Origin of the sequence: Streptomyces lomondensis (genome assembly GCF_014651035.1) — a bacterium.
In the GTDB taxonomy this organism is placed as follows: domain Bacteria; phylum Actinomycetota; class Actinomycetes; order Streptomycetales; family Streptomycetaceae; genus Streptomyces; species Streptomyces lomondensis.
In genome coordinates this window covers 573,464-587,517 of sequence record NZ_BMWC01000003.1, presented here as the reverse complement: position 1 = coordinate 587,517, position 14,054 = coordinate 573,464, and the positions used below count along the sequence as shown (strand labels likewise).

Sequence of the window (14,054 nt, the reverse complement as noted above, 5' to 3'; positions counted from 1 at the left end):
GCCGGTATGAAGGACTGCCCGCCGCTCGTCGCAGCTCGCGCAGCTCATGGGCGAACCGGGCCAGGGGACCCGCCGCCGGGTCCAGGGGTCTTTCGGGACGACCCATGCGCACTTACCTCCACACAGCCGACGAAACCGACGCAGGCGGAGAGACCCTACGCGATGAAACCTTTCACGCGAACAGACTGTGGGTGGCCTACAGGTAAAGACCGCTCCGCACTTCAGCGCTCACGTCGGCGGCGAAAATTTCTGACGCCGATCGACACATGCAGGACTGACCACCTCGTTCACAGCGCGCACAGGCCTGACTCCACAGTGCGTAAAACCGCACGTCGCCAGCGTCTTGACCCAGGCGAGCGGGCGGCCCTACATTCCCCGAGGAAGTTCGCAGGCATGGCATTTGTCTATGTATGTGAACTAGTCGAGGCTCGATCGTTCTAAAGATTCGGACTGCCCACCTAACGTTTCGCAGTCAGGAGTGCGCATGGACGACGCCGGCAGATCCCCGCTGAGCAGACGAGCGGTACTGGGCTGGGCCGCGGGCGCGGCCGCTCTTTCCGGCCCGCTCGCCTCCATGGCGGCGTGTGCCGGCGAGGCTTTTGCCGCCGGCACCGCGGGGCGTCCCACCGACCCCGGGGCGTACATCTCGTTCACGTCGGCTTCGGGCAGCTTCCCCCTGGTGCGTTCCGGTCGCGCGGTGCCGCTGGTGGTCAGCGGCAACGACTGGCCGGGAGTGGTCCGCGTGGCAGGTGATCTGCAGAGCGACATCCAGCGGGTGACCGGGGTGCGGCCGGCCCTCGTCCGGGATCAGGCACCGAACGCTCCGGAGATCGCCCTTATCGGGACCATCGGCCGGAGCCCGCTCATCGACCGTCTCATCGCCGCTGGGAAACTCGATGTGAGCGCCGTCCGGGGCAAGTGGGAAACGTCCCTCCAGACGGTGGTGGACCGGCCGCTGCCGGGGGTCGAGCGGGCTTTCGTGATCGCCGGCAGCGACCAGCGCGGCACCGTCTTCGGCGCCTACGACGTGTCACGCGGCATCGGCGTGTCCCCCTGGCACTACTGGGACGACGTCGTGCCCGTCCACCGGGACGCGCTGTACGTCCTTCCCGGCGCGCACACCCAGGGCACTCCGGCGGTGAAGTACCGCGGCTTCTTCATCAACGACGAGAACCCGGCCCTCGGCACCTGGGCACCCGCGACGTTCGGGCCCGGCAAGGCCCCGGGCTTCCCGGGCGGATTCAACGCCGCGTTCCACGAGAAGATCTTCGAGCTGCTGCTGCGCCTGAAGGGCAACTACCTGTGGCCGGCCGTGTGGGGCCGGGCCTTCGCCGAGGACGATCCCGCCAACCACGCCACCGCGAAGAAGTACGGCGTCGTGATGGGGACGTCCCACGAGGCGCCGATGATGCGCGGCATCGAGGAATGGAACCGCCACGCGAAGGCCGCCGTGCGGGACAGCAACGGCACCGTCGTCACCCCGGGGCACGACCCCTACGGCGGCACCGGCGAATGGTCCTTCCGCTACAACGCCGAAGCCCTCAAGGCGTACTGGCGCGACGGCATCCGGCGGATGGTCGACGAAGACTTCGAGGGAGTGGTGACCCTCGGCATGCGCGGCAACGGCGACACCGCGCTCAGCGACGGCGACGGCATCGAACTGATGCAGCAGATCATCACCGCCCAGCGCAAGATCCTCGCCGAGGTCACCGGCAAGGACGTCACCACCATCCCCCAGGTCTGGACGATGTACAAAGAGGTGCAGCGCTACTGGGACAGAGGGCTGCGCGCACCCGACGACGTCACCGTCGTCTTCACCGACGACAACTGGGGCAACGTCCGCAAGCTGCCCGACACCGCCGCCGACCCGCGCGCCGGCGGCTACGGGCTCTACTACCACTTCGACTACGTGGGCGGCAGCCGCAGCTACAAGTGGATCGACACCAACGCCCTGCCCAACATCTGGGACCAGCTCCACCAAACGTACGCCTACGGCGGCCGCGCACTGTGGGTGACCAACGCGGGCGACGTCAAGGGCAACGAGCGGCCCACACAGTTCTTCCTCGACTACGCCTGGGATCCCGGCCGGTGGAGCCCCGAGACACTCGCGGAGTGGGATCTGCGGTTCGTGCGGCAGAACTTCGACGGCCGGCTCGCCGGCGACATCGCCGAGGTGCTGCGCGGCTACGAGCAACTGCAGGCGCGCCGCAAACCCGAGCTGCTCAACCGCCGCCAGACCCTCGACCCCGCGAAGGATCCCGCGAGTTCGTCCGCGGTCGTCACGAACGACCGGGCCACCCCCTTCAGCCAGACCGACTACCGGGAGCTCGAGCGGGTCACCCAGGAGTGGCAGGACCTGGCGAAACGGGCCGACGCAGTCGCGTCCAAGCTGCCCGCGAGCAACCGGGACGCGTGGTTCGAGCTGGGGGGATACGCGGTATCGGCCACGGCGAACCTGTACCTGCTGCGGCGGGCGCAGTTCACCAACCTCCTCCACGCCGCTCAGGGCAGGTCCGGCACCAACGCCCTGGCCGATGCGGCCGAGGCCCGGCTGGCCGACGACTTCGCGCTCGCCGACCGTTTCAACCAGCGGATCGCCGGCGGGAAATGGAAGGGCTTCCAGACCCAGACCCACATCGGGTACGGCGACAAGGAGCGCTACGGGGCCAACGCCTCCTGGGCCGACCCTCCGCAGCCCGACCAGATCTACCCGGCCGTCCGGCGGATCACCGTACCGGCGGGGGCGGCCATGGGCGTGGCAATCGACGGCTCCGAGCGATGGTGGCCACAGGAGCAGGGCGAGGCGGTTCTGCCCGTTTTCAGCCCCTACCAGACGCAGCCGAAGCAGTACATCGACCTCTTCAATCGCGGAGCCGCTCCCTTCAGCTACACCATCACGACCGGCGCGCCCTGGCTGACCGTCGACCGGCCCCGTGGCACAGTCACCACGGAGCAGCGGGTCGTCCTCGGTGTCGACTGGCGCCGAGTCCCCCAGGGCACCCGCCGCGTCCCGGTCACCATCACCGGTTCGGAGGGCACGACGGTCACCGTGCAGGCTGCCGTGGACAACCCCCGTATCCCCCGGTCTCAGCTGTCCGGGTTCATCGAGGCGAACGGCTACGTCTCCATCGAGGCCGCGCACTTCACCCGCACCATCCCCGCAGGCGGCGTCTCCTGGCGCCGCATCCCCGGCATCGGCCGCACCGGCGACGGCCTGGCGCCTTTTCCCGTCACCACCGCCCGTCAGCCCGTGGGCTCCGGGCCCCGACTCGAGTACGACCTCAGTCTCTTCACCACCGGGACAGTCACCGTCTGGGCCCATCTCGCCCCGCGCAACGCGGCGTTGTCCCCTCCCGGCCTGCGCTACGCCGTGTCCTTCGACGACCGGGCGCCTCAGAGCGTGGACATCATCGCCGCCACCGGTTCCAGCGACGCCACCATGAACAACCAGTGGGGCCGCAACACCGCGGACAACGTCAACCGCACCAGCACGACGCACCGCATCGACACCGCCGGACGGCACGTCCTGAAGTTCTGGATGGTCGACCCCACCGTGGTCCTCAACAAGATCGTCATCGACACGGGCGGCCTGAAGTACAGCTACCTCGGTCCACCGGAGAGCACGCGTCTGACCTGACCGGCCGGAAGCACATGCCCGCACAGACGGAGGCAGGACTTCATGAGAAGAAGATCAGCGCTGCTGAGCGCCATCGTCACCCCGACGGTGGCCGCCGTGGGTCTCGCCGCACCCGCGGCGGCGGGCGCGGCGCGCGACGAAGCGCCCCGCTCGTCCGGCTACCCCACCCCGACGACGCAGGGCGCCCACTGGGTCAACACCTGGACCGCCATGCCCCAGCTGACCGAACCCGCCAACATGCCGCCCGCCCCGTTCACCCAGGGCAACCGGGTCCTCGCCGACGCCACCCTGCGCCAGACGGTGCGCGTGTCGGTGGGCGGCCGGTACACCCGGATACGCCTCTCGAACGCGTTCGGGGGCACGCACCTGCCCATCACCGCCGCCGCTGTGGCACTGCCGGTGGACGGCAGGGCGGGGGTCAGCGCCGTCGTGCCCGGCAGCACGCGCCCTCTGACGTTCGGCGGGCGCCCGGGCATCACCATCGCCAAGGGCGCGCAGGGGGTCAGCGACCCGCTGGACTTCGAGGTCCGGCCGGGGAGCAACCTGACCGTCACGCTCTACCTGGCCGAAGGCCAGGCCTCCAGCTCCATCACCTCGCACCCCGGCTCCAGAACGACCTCCTACATGCTGGCCGGCGACCATGTCGGCGACAGCGACCTGCCGGGGGCCACCCCGGTCGATCACTGGTACTTCCTCAGCGGCGTGGAGGCGTGGTCCACGCGCACCACCGCCGCGGCCGTGATGCTGGGTGACTCCCTCACCGACGGACGCGGGTCCACCACCAACATGAACAACCGGTGGCCCGACCAGCTCCTGAACCGGCTCCAGTCCCGGCCCGCCACCTCCCACATCGCGATCCTCAACCAAGCGGCGGGAGGCAACCGGATCCTCAACGACGGACTGGGCCCCAACGCCCTGGCCCGCCTCGACCGCGACGTCCTGGCCCAGAGCGGCGTCAGCTGGCTGTTCGTCTTCCACGGCATCAACGACATCCCCGGCGGAACGACGGAGTCCTCCGCGCAGCGGGTCACGGCCGACCTCATCGCCGCCTACCAGCAGATCATCGCCCGAGCGCATGCCCAGGGCATACGTGTCTACGGAGCCACGCTCACCCCCTTCGGGGGGAACGGTTACGACGATGCCGCCGGCCTCCACGAGTCCTCCCGGCAGGCAGTCAACAAGTGGATCCGCACCAGCGGCCGCTTCGACGCCGTCGTCGACTTCGACCAGGTGGTCCGCGACCCCCAGAACCCCCGTCGGCTCGCCCCCGCCTACGACGTCGGCGACCACCTCCACCTCAACCCCGCCGGTTATCAGACCCTCGCCGACGCGGTCCCCACGAGGCTCTTCCAGCAGACGTCGGCACCGCCCGGATTCCCCCTGACCGACGCCAGGTGACCGAAGCCGGCCCACGTATGCAGACGGCGAGTGCCACACCTTCCAGCCCCTGTCGGGCCCCGGTGAAAGCGCCGGTCAAGGCGTAGCCCGTGGAATTGGAGTAGGGCCTGCCGAGTTCGGTCCGGCCTGGATTCCCTCCCCGGTGAGAACGGCGCACGGCGGCTTTCCGGGGAGGAGCGCCGGCAGGGATTTCGCCGCGTGGAGCAGCATGTCGGGGCGCGTGTAACCCCCGCCCCGGGCCGCTTCGGGACGCGCTGATTCGCGCGTCCCTCCGGCGTGGATCAGAGAAGCAAAAGTGAGCGTGGCGGCGCACTCCTTCGCGCGCTCCTTCCATCCCGGCCCACTGAGGGACGCCTTTACCCCGGCACTGTGCCGGGGTAAAGGCGTCCCTGCGCCGTGGATTTCACATACGCCCGGCCTCTCACCCTGCCGGTCATCTGCGTATGCCTAGTGAATCCGGCCGCCGCCATCACCCTCCGGCCGCCGGATCCGGTGGTCTCCCTGACGCGGTGCTCTGCGATACGACCATCCTATTGTGGGGCGAATCGGGCGTTTTCGGTTGGCCGCGGCGGCTGGGCGTGGTGCCGGACAACGAGGCCTTGAAAACCGGGTTGATTGCCGTAGGCGCAGGGGGTGCCAATCAACTTCGGCCCGGAAAGCCTGGGGCGGCAAGGCCGGATGTCCGGCACGGAACCACTGTGAGAGCAGTGCGATGGGACATCGGCTTCATGAGGGTTCGCGCTTCGACCCTGACCGCTCCATGAACCGAAAGGGAAGCACAATGGCGAATGTACGCCCCGGCACCCGCGTGGCGATTCTGGGCCTTGCGGTTGCGGCTGCGGTGATCACGCTGCCCGGCACTGCCCAGGCGCAGTCCGGCTCCCGGATCTGCGGGAATTACTGGGACGCGAGGGTCAACGGGAAGACGGTCGGACGGGTTGCCAAGGTCCTGGAAGTACCCAAGGTCGACTTCAATATCTGCCTGCGCGTCATCGACCACACGAACAGCATCGGCAATATGCAGCTGCCGGGCTACAAGGGAAAGGTGACCTGGAACCCTCGGCAGGTTATCCGGGCCTACACCTGTGAGGAGGCCGGCAACCTGTTCAACCAGAAGTACGGGGCCGACCCCTGCAACAAGATGAACAGGGTGGACCTCATCGGCCAGGTGAACGGCCGTCACGCCGCCGTGTGGTCGCAGGTGTACTGAGGGCGGCACGTATCCCGCACACACTCGGACGTCACCCTCCAGTAATAGGGCGAAGAAAAGAGAAAAGTAATGCACGGTAAAGGTATCGGGCAACGCGTTGTGATGTGCGGGGCCCTCGTCGCCGCGACGGCGGTCTGCATGACCGGTACGGCGAACGCGGCGACGACCGCCTGCTTCAGCCAGAGCTACTCCGACGGCGCGAAGATCGTCCCCGGCACGGGAGGCGGGCACGTGACCCGCGCGATCACCCTCCAGAAGGCCCGCAACACCTGGGACGACTGGGTATGGCGCGGCACGAAGGCCCAGTGCGCCCGCGACGGCAACCCCTGCCCCTACTCGTGGGACGAATCGGAGAGCAAGACCGTCAGTTGGTCCGTGGGCGGCGGTACGTCCCTCGGTAACGCCTCCTCGCCGACCGGCAAGTGGCTCAACGTCGTGCTTCCTCTGACCGTCGGCTACCAGAAGACCACCACGGTCTCCAAGAACGTCAGCATCGGCGTCACCGCCAAGCCCGGGCAGACCGCGCAGCCGGTCATGGTCGCGGTCCGCCGCTGGACCCAGGGCAACTGGGCCGGCGGCTGGGTCCGCACGAACCGGGGCTGCCAGTCCGGAACCACTTACGAGTGGAACGGCAACGCCAGGTTCGGCAACTGGAGCAGAAACGTGTTCGTGGAGAAGAAGGTCGGCTGGGCCATCAACGGCCGCATCTGACCAGCAGTTGACTTCAGCCACAGAAAGGGATTCACGTGAACGGCAAGACCATCTGGCAGCGCGTTGTGATGTGCGGGACTCTCGTCGCCGCGACGGCGGTCTGCATGACCGGTACGGCGAACGCGGCGACGACCGCCTGCTTCAGCCAGAGCTACTCCGACGGCGCGAAGATCGTCCCCGGCACGGGAGGCGGGCACGTGACCCGCGCGATCACCCTCCAGAAGGCCCGCAACACCTGGGACGACTGGGTATGGCGCGGCACGAAGGCCCAGTGCGCCCGCGACGGCAACCCCTGCCCCTACTCGTGGTCGGAATCGGAGACGGTGAACACCGGTTGGGCCATCGGCGGCGGCACCGATCTCGGTAACAGCAGTTCACCGAGCAAGAAGTGGTACAACGTCGTGCTCCCCCTGGTCGTCGGCTACCAGAAGACCACCGAGATCTCCAAGAACGTCAGCATCGGCGTCACCGCCAAGCCCGGGCAGACCGCGCAGCCGGTCATGATCGCGGTCCGCCGCTGGACCCAGGGCAACTGGGCCGGCGGCTGGGTCCGCACGAACCGGGGCTGCCAGTCCGGTACCACCTACGAGTGGAACGGCAACGCCAGGTTCGGCAACTGGAGCAGAAACGTGTTCGTGGAGAAGAAGGTCGGCTGGGCCATCAACGGCCGCATCTGACCTGCTTTCGAAAGAGCAAGGAGGCACCCCATGCAGACGAAGCGTACGAAGCGCCGCACAGCGACGCTCGCGGCAATTGCCATGACATCCGGGGCGATGTTCACGGTCATGGCTCCCGGGATGGCTGAAGCCCAGTCAGGGTCACGCATCTGCGGCAACTGGTGGGCCGGCACCTACAACGGCGGCACTCAAGAGGTCATCTGGTCCAGAGTGATCGAGGTGCCCAAGACCGACGGCATCGCCTGCCAGCGCGCGATCGACAGGACCGACAAGGTCGGCACCACGACCTTGCCGCAGCGCATCAAGAACTTCAAGGACCTGAAGTGGGGGAGCCGGCAGCGGATATCGGGCTGGTCCTGCGAGTCGTACTCCCAGGAACTGCTGAGCGCCAAGTACGGCGACGACGTGTGCCTCAAAATGACTCGTGCGGACACGGCCGTCGAAGTCAACAACCGCACGATCAGCCACTTCTGGGTCGACAACTGACCATTCGGCACCTCGCAGCCGAGACTCGGCGCGCATCACAGGCCCGCGCCCCCGAGTGAGATGACCAGCGGTCCCACTCCCCCAGTGGGGCCGCTGGTCCAGCCTGCTTCCGAAACAGCCGGCCGTCCGGTGCCACACCGAACCGTTCGACGTGCACGCGGAGGAGACGTACCAACGTCGGGGAGAGACTGGCTTGGCATCCGAGGTCGCTGATCCTCCACCGGTCGCTTCTCGGGGGCGTGGTGAACCAGCCGGATCCACGGTGGTCGCTCGGGGAAGGCTGGGCGACACTCCACACCGACGGCGGGTTCGTGCTGGCCTTCCAGCGCGTGGACAACTATCAGCCGCCGCGATGGCCTGACTCCGCTCACCCTCAGCAGTTCCACCTCGACCTGGAGGTCAAGGACCTGGAACAAGGTCAGACCGACGTTCTCAAGCGGGGCGCCACACTGCTTGACTCGGATGACGGACAGCGAAGTTAACGCATCTTCCCGGATCCGGCAGGGCACTCGTTCTGGCTCGGGTGTGTCAATTCAACGGCTGTCTTGGTTGTTGAGTGGTCAGTTGTTGCTCGGGGTCAGGCGGCCCTCGAAGGCGATCTGGAAGGCATTGAGTGGGGCCTTCCAGCGCATGGTCCACCGCTTGCGGCCCTTCCCTCCAGGCGCCGCTGCCGCTTCTTGACGATCTGCGGCTCGAAGCTGCCGGCGGTGTCTCGGGGCACCCTCACCTCGACCGGCCCGACATCGGTCAGCACGGTCTTGGACCGTGTGCCGTTGCGGCTGTTGCCGTTGTTCTTCCCGGACGGATCGTGCTTTTCGTAGCCGCCATGGTCGGTGATCTCGCCTTCCAGGGCGGATTCCAGCACACGCTTGGTCAGCATCTGCAACAGCCCGCCCTCGCCGGTCAGCTGCAGGCCCTCGCTGCGAGCCCGGTCGACCAGCATCGCGAAGAGCTGTTCGTCCGACGCGGCCGACGGCATCGCACTACCGGCCGACTCCTCGAAGGACTCGTGCTCGATCGTCGTATCTCCCACTTGGCGTCTCTCCTTGATCAGCAGATCCGCCGTTGATTAGACACTCCCCCATTCGACAGCCGACGCCCGGCGCCGACAGCACGTGCGCGAAACAGGGAGATTCCGGGTAGGTCGGGGCGTCCGTGGCCCGCTCATGGCCCCGTACTGCGGTGGCAGACCGGACCCGGCGGGGTCCGGTTCCGCGGGGACGGCTACCGCTCCAAGTCGGCATGCGGGAGCCGGCATTGTCATCCTGCCGCACAGCGCAAGGTGGCGCGCTCCCCTCAGCGGCGGACGCGCCGGCGCGTATCCGTACCACCAGATCTCAGCTGCAGCCAGGCTGGCCAGGAGCACCACCACACCGCCCAGCGCGGCCAGGGCGGGAGGGCAGAGGCTGCAGGTGCCCAGGCGAGCAGCAGGCACAGACGCGGCGGGGCGGAAGACGCCCCCATTGACCGACGGTGATACGGCTGAACACGGCCAGCCCGGCCACGTACAGCGTCGCCCCGCCGCACAGGGACAACGCCGAGACCAGCCGAGACCGTGCCCGACTGCCGACTCCGCGACGACGCCCGCCAGGCCCAGCGCGCCCAGCACAACGCCCGTCACGATGGGGAAGTGCCCGTAGCCGGGAGCCATCGGTCACGTTCGTGGCCTGCCGGGGAAACCATCAGAAGCCGTGAACGCTCGACTTGTGTCGAGGCCCTCCGCGTCGACGACCAGAGTGTCCCAGTCCGGCTTGACCAGGCCGATCCGAAGCCCTGGCCGTGCTGCGGTCCGGCGGCCCTGGGGTGCCCGGGGCCGCCGGGCGGTCAGGCGGTCGTGGGCACGAGTCGCCACTGCTGGCAGTTGTTGTTCAGCCACGACCACTGGCGTACGTCGACGCCGTTGGCCGTACCGCAGTTGGTCACGTCGGCCACCTTGCCCGTGCCGGCGTTGACGATCCGCACGTAGTCGCCGCCGGTGTAGACCAGGCGGAACTTCTGGCAGTTGTTGTTCAGCCAGGACCACTGCCGGATGTCGGTGCCGTCGGCGGAGGCACAGCCGGCGACGTCCACGACCTTGCCGGTGGCCACGTTGATCAGACGGCTGGTGTCGTCGGCCATGTCCTCGATGCGCCACTTCTGGTTGGCGCCGCCGGTGCAGGACCACTGGAAGATGTTCGCGCCGTCGGCGGTGTTGCCGCCTTCGACGTCGAGGCACTTGCCGCTGTTGCGGTTGACGATGGTGTACGCGGTCGGCGTGGTCGCGGTCTCCCCGGACGGGCCGGCCAGCGTTGTTCCCGTGGCGACCGGCGTGCCGAAGTCGGGTGTCCCGTCGGCGTTCCACGTGAATTTCTGCGCGCGGGTGGTACGGGCGTTGCCGCAGCCGGCGTTGGCCGCGTTGTTGGCGTGGTAGACGATCCAGTTCTCGGTGCCGTCGGGTGAGGTGAAGAACCCGTTGTGGCCGGGTCCGTAGACCCCGGCGGCGTCATTGCGCTGGAAGACCGGCGTCTGCTTCTTGGTCCAGGAGGAGGCCAGGAGCGGGTTGCTGCCGGTGAGTTCCAGCTGGCCCAGTTTGTAGTCGGCGGTCTGGCAGTGGGAGGCGGAGAAGGTGAGGAAGGTCCGCCCGTCGCGGTAGAGCGGCTCGGGCCCCTCGTTGACCGGGCCGCCGGAGGTCTCCCAGCTCAGAGTCGGGCTGGAGATGATCGTGAAGGGGCCGCTGAGCGTGAACGGGTTGCTCATCGGGGCGATGGCCAGACTCTGCGTACTCCCGTTGATCTTTCCGCTGCCCACCAGGTACAGCTTGTTGTCGTGCTTGAGGACACTGGCGTCGATCAGCCAGCCTTGGGCGGCGGCCGGGCCGGGGGTGAGGCTGTCGTCTGTGAGGATGTTCTTGTAGGTGTACGTGCCCATCGGGTCGGTGCCCGAGCTTTCCAGCACGTGCGTGCGCTGGGTGTCACAGCATGTGGCACCGGCCTGTGCGGCCGAGTAGTACAGGTACCACCTGCCGTCGAGGAAGTGGATCTCCGGTGCCCAGATGTTGGCGTTGCGGCCCGCGGTGGTGTCCGACCAGATCTCCACGCTCGGGGCGGTGCTCAGCCCCGCAAGGGTGGGCGACTTCCGCATGAGCAGCTTGTTGGTGAACGTGGTCGTCACCAGGTAGTAGTTGCCGTTGTAGTACTCCAGCCACGGGTCGGCGCCCTTCTGCGTCTTGACCGGGTTGGTGAACGGCTTGCCATCGGCCGCGGCGGTGGGCTGTGTGGCGACGACGGACAGGGACGTGACCAGAGACAGCAGGGCTGCCCCGAGAATCGTCCAGCGGTGACTCGACCGTCGGCGGTGCGGGGTGAGGAGCACGGGTAGTCCCTTCCAGCGGCGGCGCGTCCAGGGGACTCACGTCACCAAGCATTCGATATTGCGAACATTGTGCGGAATGGTGGAGGGAAGCTAGAGGCGGGCCAAGAGCGCCGTCAATGGATCGGGCGAGGCCGAGATCACGAACACCCTCGACCACCCGGACATCACCGTCAGACACGCGGACCACCGCCCGACCAAGACCTGTCGGCCAGGGCAGTCGCCCGGGCGACCCGATGGCGTGAGGAGAGACGTGGTGTCCGGCGTTGATGCTTGTCGCGCCGAGCCGTCGCCGGCTCCCTACGCCTGATCCTTCTCTGCAGCCGGGTTGGGGGCGACGGCTGCAGCGCCGCGGCGACGGCCGGCTGGCGCAGGGGTGGAAGCCTCAGCTCCCTCATCGGAACGGTCGGCTCTCTGCACTCTGAGCGGGGGAGGTCCCGGTGGATCGGCCGATCCGGTCGGTAGGTCGCGGTGACGCCGACCGGCGAGGGCGCTTCCAGGCTGTCCTCGCCGGTGGTACGTCATGCTGCGACGGGTGTCAGGTGAGGGTCCACTTCTGGTTGTTCTGGCCGTTGCAGGTCCACAGGATCAGTTTGGTGCCGTTGGCGGTTGCCGCGTTCGAGGCGTCCAGGCAGAGCCCGGAGAGGTTGTTGGTGATGGTGCCGTTGGAGTTGACGGTCCACTTCTGGTTGGTGCCGTTGGTGCAGTCCCAGATGATGACCTTGGTGCCGTTGGTGGTGCCGCTGTTGTCGGCGTCGAGGCACTTGTTGCCGTACACGACGAGCTCGCCGCGCGAGGTCTGGGTGAAGGTCTCGTTGCGTCCGCCGGAGCAGTCCCAGATCTGGGCCTGTGTGCCGTTGACGTAGGTGTTCTTGTCGATGTCCACACAACGGTTGGAGGCGGTGCCCTTCAGGGCCACACCATCGGTGCCGGGGATGTTCTGGACGCGCAGGGCGTCGATGTCGGGGGCGGTGCTGCCGGAGACCGTCGCGAACTTCACCGTGTTTGCGCCCTTGGCCAGGTGCGCGAGCACGGACACGGTGCGGTAGGTGGTGGCCGAGCCGGTCGGCGGGAAGTCCACGCGGTAGAAGTACTGGCCGTTGACCTGGATGGTGGCCTTGCGCGCGGTGCTGCCGCCGTTGGCGTAGGTGATATCAACCAGCTTGGTGCCTGCCGAGGCGCCGGTGACGCCGGTGAAGGTCGGGGTGGTGGCGGTGGTGGTGTCCTCGTACGTGGAGCCGGTGGCCTCGGTGCCGGAGACGGTCAGGAGCACCGCGTCATTGGCGGGGACGGAGGTGGTGTAGCTCGTGGCGAACGATCCGGCGTCGGTGCGGGTCCAGGCGTTGCGCACGGTGGCGGAGGCGGTGGTCAGGCCGAGGTCGGCCCAGCGGACGGTGATGTTCGCGGCGGAGCCGGTGCGGTTGAGCAGCATCACGGCGCGCTTGCCGGTACCGGAGAGCACCTTGCCGTACACCTGCAGGTTCCGGGTGTCTTCTGCGACCTTGACGCCCTGCAGGCCGCGCGGGTCCTGGTTGATGGCGAGGACCTCGGGGTTGGTGAGGATGTCGCGGGTCTCGGTGGTCATCGTGGCCATGTTGTTCCCGGCGAGCAGGGGGGCGCCCAGGATCGACCACAGGCTCATGTGCAGCCGGTTGCGCTGGGCTGTCATGCCGTTCAGGCCGACCATCATCATGTCGGGGTCGTTGACGTAGCCGGTGTGCTGGGCCGCGGGCTGGAGGGCCTGGTCGAAGTTGCGGTACATCTTGGCCAGGTCCGGCGTCTGCTGGAAGAAGAGGATGTCGTCGCTGGTGCGCCACAGGTCGCCGTAGCCGGTCGCCCAGTTCCAGGGCAGTCCGGTGCCCCACTCGCAGAAGGACAGCACCAGCTTGCGGCCGGTGACCGCCGAGGCGGCTTCGTTCGCGGCGGAGATCGCCTTGTACGTCGACTCCTGGTCCAGCTTCTCGACCCGGCCGCCGCAGAAGTCGAGCTTGACGTAGTCGAAGCCCCAGCGCTGGAACGTCTCCAGATCCTGCTGGTAGTGGCCCTCCATACCGGTGTTGGGGGCCGCGGGCCGGGTGGTGGGGAAGTAGTAGCCGCAGCCCTGCTTGCCGACATCGGTGTAGATGCCGGCCTTCAGGCCCTTGCTGTGGATGTAGTCGGCGATCGCCTTCATGCCGCCGGGCCACAGGTTCTCGTCGACGACGATGTTGCCGTTCGCGTCCCGGTCGCCCTGCCACCAGCCGTCGTCCAGGTTGACGTACTTGTAGCCTGCCGCCGCCATCCCGGAAGAGACCAGAGCGTCGGCCTGCTGCTTGATCACGTTGTGGTCGATGCTGCTGAAGAAGCTGTTCCAGGACGCCCAGCCCATCGGCGGCGGGGTGACGCCTATTTGGTTGGTGCTGACGGCTGCCGGTTCGGCGGCCAGGGGCGCCGACGGCTCCTGCCGGTCCAGGGACGCCAGACCGGCGACGGCAAGCCCGGCAGCAAGGACCTGAGCGGTGACGCGTCTGATCCATCTTCGGGCAGCGGTGTGCGACATTCGGCTCTCCAGAGGGAGGGGAGGGGAGGGGAGGGGAGGGGAGGGGAG

At 67.9% G+C, this 14,054-nt stretch carries 9 protein-coding genes and 1 pseudogene; 7 read left to right on the top strand and 3 right to left on the bottom strand.

Annotation, left to right across the window (positions count from 1 at the left end; all coding sequences use genetic code 11):
* Nucleotides 1-484: 484 nt before the first annotated feature.
* From IE255_RS14105 to IE255_RS14075, 7 genes are all read left to right on the top strand, one after another.
* A complete protein-coding gene (locus tag IE255_RS14105; protein ID WP_190050565.1) occupies nucleotides 485-3,637 on the top strand; it encodes a glycosyl hydrolase 115 family protein in 3,153 nt (1,050 codons plus the stop codon).
* Nucleotides 3,638-3,679: 42 nt separating this feature from the next.
* A complete protein-coding gene (locus tag IE255_RS14100; protein WP_190050564.1) occupies nucleotides 3,680-5,035 on the top strand; it encodes an SGNH/GDSL hydrolase family protein in 1,356 nt (451 codons plus the stop codon).
* A 781-nt stretch (nucleotides 5,036-5,816) separates the two neighbouring features.
* Nucleotides 5,817-6,245, top strand: a complete 429-nt coding sequence (locus IE255_RS14095; protein WP_229906393.1) for a hypothetical protein — start codon at nucleotides 5,817-5,819, stop codon at nucleotides 6,243-6,245.
* Between the two features lie 138 nt (nucleotides 6,246-6,383).
* Nucleotides 6,384-6,956: a hypothetical protein gene (locus IE255_RS14090; RefSeq protein ID WP_229906392.1), complete on the top strand. Its 573-nt coding sequence runs from the start codon at nucleotides 6,384-6,386 to the stop codon at nucleotides 6,954-6,956.
* Between the two features lie 35 nt (nucleotides 6,957-6,991).
* Nucleotides 6,992-7,633 (top strand): hypothetical protein, encoded by a 642-nt coding sequence (locus tag IE255_RS14085; RefSeq protein WP_190050561.1) that lies wholly within the window; start codon nucleotides 6,992-6,994, stop codon nucleotides 7,631-7,633.
* A 30-nt stretch (nucleotides 7,634-7,663) separates the two neighbouring features.
* Nucleotides 7,664-8,119 carry a hypothetical protein gene (locus tag IE255_RS14080; protein ID WP_190050560.1) on the top strand — a complete coding sequence of 152 codons (456 nt, stop codon included), beginning with the start codon at nucleotides 7,664-7,666 and terminating at the stop codon, nucleotides 8,117-8,119.
* A 188-nt stretch (nucleotides 8,120-8,307) separates the two neighbouring features.
* Nucleotides 8,308-8,601: a VOC family protein gene (locus IE255_RS14075; RefSeq protein WP_190050765.1), complete on the top strand. Its 294-nt coding sequence runs from the start codon at nucleotides 8,308-8,310 to the stop codon at nucleotides 8,599-8,601.
* A 170-nt stretch (nucleotides 8,602-8,771) separates the two neighbouring features.
* On the opposite strand, the pseudogene IE255_RS14070 reads toward IE255_RS14075, so the two are convergent.
* The 3 genes and pseudogenes from IE255_RS14070 to IE255_RS14060 form a co-directional block, all read right to left on the bottom strand.
* A pseudogene (locus tag IE255_RS14070) lies at nucleotides 8,772-9,098 on the bottom strand (transposase); the annotation flags it as partial.
* An 845-nt stretch (nucleotides 9,099-9,943) separates the two neighbouring features.
* The gene (locus IE255_RS14065) at nucleotides 9,944-11,470 is read right to left on the bottom strand and encodes a family 43 glycosylhydrolase (protein ID WP_190050559.1); all 1,527 of its coding nucleotides are present in this window, start codon (nucleotides 11,468-11,470) and stop codon (nucleotides 9,944-9,946) included.
* Between the two features lie 535 nt (nucleotides 11,471-12,005).
* Nucleotides 12,006-14,006 carry an RICIN domain-containing protein gene (locus tag IE255_RS14060; RefSeq protein ID WP_190050558.1) on the bottom strand — a complete coding sequence of 667 codons (2,001 nt, stop codon included), beginning with the start codon at nucleotides 14,004-14,006 and terminating at the stop codon, nucleotides 12,006-12,008.
* Nucleotides 14,007-14,054 lie beyond the last annotated feature (48 nt).

What these genes read in the sequence shown, in the direction of transcription:
- IE255_RS14105 (WP_190050565.1), top strand. Translation starts at nt 485, where the DNA reads ATGGACGACGCCGGCAGATCCCCGCTGAGCAGACGAGCGGTACTGGGC.
- IE255_RS14100 (WP_190050564.1), top strand. Translation starts at nt 3,680, where the DNA reads ATGAGAAGAAGATCAGCGCTGCTGAGCGCCATCGTCACCCCGACGGTG.
- IE255_RS14095 (WP_229906393.1), top strand. Translation starts at nt 5,817, where the DNA reads ATGGCGAATGTACGCCCCGGCACCCGCGTGGCGATTCTGGGCCTTGCG.
- IE255_RS14090 (WP_229906392.1), top strand. Translation starts at nt 6,384, where the DNA reads ATGACCGGTACGGCGAACGCGGCGACGACCGCCTGCTTCAGCCAGAGC.
- IE255_RS14080 (WP_190050560.1), top strand. Translation starts at nt 7,664, where the DNA reads ATGCAGACGAAGCGTACGAAGCGCCGCACAGCGACGCTCGCGGCAATT.
- IE255_RS14060 (WP_190050558.1), bottom strand. Translation starts at nt 14,006, where the DNA reads ATGTCGCACACCGCTGCCCGAAGATGGATCAGACGCGTCACCGCTCAG.